This is a genomic window from Pseudomonas oplopanacis, assembly GCF_057128725.1.
In genome coordinates this window covers 1-1,280 of the sequence record NZ_JBSKHV010000038.1, presented here as the reverse complement: position 1 = coordinate 1,280, position 1,280 = coordinate 1, and the positions used below count along the sequence as shown (strand labels likewise).

1 protein-coding gene is annotated in these 1,280 nt (G+C 58.8%); it reads left to right on the top strand.

Annotation, left to right across the window (positions count from 1 at the left end; translation table 11 throughout):
• Nucleotides 1-217: 217 nt before the first annotated feature.
• A partial coding sequence (locus tag ACWKV5_RS29590) for an SEL1-like repeat protein (protein WP_483844146.1) occupies nt 218-1,280 on the top strand: 1,063 nt, incomplete at its 3' end.

Sequence of the window (1,280 nt, the reverse complement as noted above, 5' to 3'; positions counted from 1 at the left end):
TGGCTCCAGGCATCAGATAAGATCAATTGCAGAACGCTATCATTCAGGCGTAATCCGCTTCTATCCATTTAGCTCAGCTCTTTGGGAACCCAGTAAGAGCAGGGGCGCGAACCAGTCAACCGTAGAGCCCCCTTATATGCACTGTGCACGCTTGTTCTTTTTTGCGTTTTGCTTACTACAGTCAGTTAGCTATACGTATGCCTCGCAGGATCTAACCATGACTCAGAGAATGGCCGAACAGGGCGATGCCGATGCCCAGAACAACCTCGGTGTCAGCTATGCCGCCGGCCAAGGTGTCGTGCAGGACACCCGGCAGGCGGTCTACTGGTTCCGAAAGGCCGCCGAGCAGGGTAATGCCGATGCCCAGACCCACCTCGGATTCTGCTACGACCAGGGCCGAGGAGTTGAGCAGGACGCCCAGCAGGCGGTTTCCTGGTTCCGCAAGGCCGCTGAGCAGGGTAAGGCCGCAGCACAGAACAACCTCGGCGTCCGCTATATCAACGGCCAGGGGGTCGAGAAGGACTACCCGCAGGCGGTTTTCTGGTTCCGCAAGGCCGCTGAGCAAGGTTATGCCGCTGCCCAGGACAACCTCGGAGTCCGGTACGCCTACGGCGGAGGGGTCGTGAAGGACTACGAGCAGGCGGTTTTCTGGTTCCGCAAGGCCGCTGAGCAAGGTAATGCCCGTGCCCAGGGCGACCTCGGCGTCCGCTACGAGACCGGCCAAGGGGTTGTGAAGGACTACGAGCAGGCGGTTTCCTGGTACCGCAAGGCCGCAGAACAAGGTTATGCCGCTGCCCAGGACAACCTCGGAGCTTGCTATGCCTCCGGGCAGGGAGTCACGCAGGACTACCAGCAGGCGGTTTTCTGGTTCCGCAAGGCTGCCGAACAGGGTGATGCCACCGGCCAGTTCAACCTCGGAGTCCGCTATGCCACCGGCCAAGGGGTTGCGCAGGATGACCAACAGGCAACTTTCTGGTTCCACAAGGCCGCTGAGCAGGGTGATGCAACCGCCCAGTTCAACCTTGGAGTTCACTATGCCACCGGCAAGGGTGTTGCTCAGGATGATCAGCAGGCGGTTTTCTGGTACCGCAAGGCCGCTGAGCAAGGTTATGCAGCCGCCCAGAACAACCTCGGAGTCCGCTACTCCCAAGGCAACGGAGTGGCTCAGGATAATAGCCAAGCGTATGTTTGGCTTTCTGTTGCTGCTGCCAATGGCCAGTCAAAAGCCGCAGATTATCGAAGTCATGTAGCTAAAAAACTATCCAAATCCCAACTGGCGG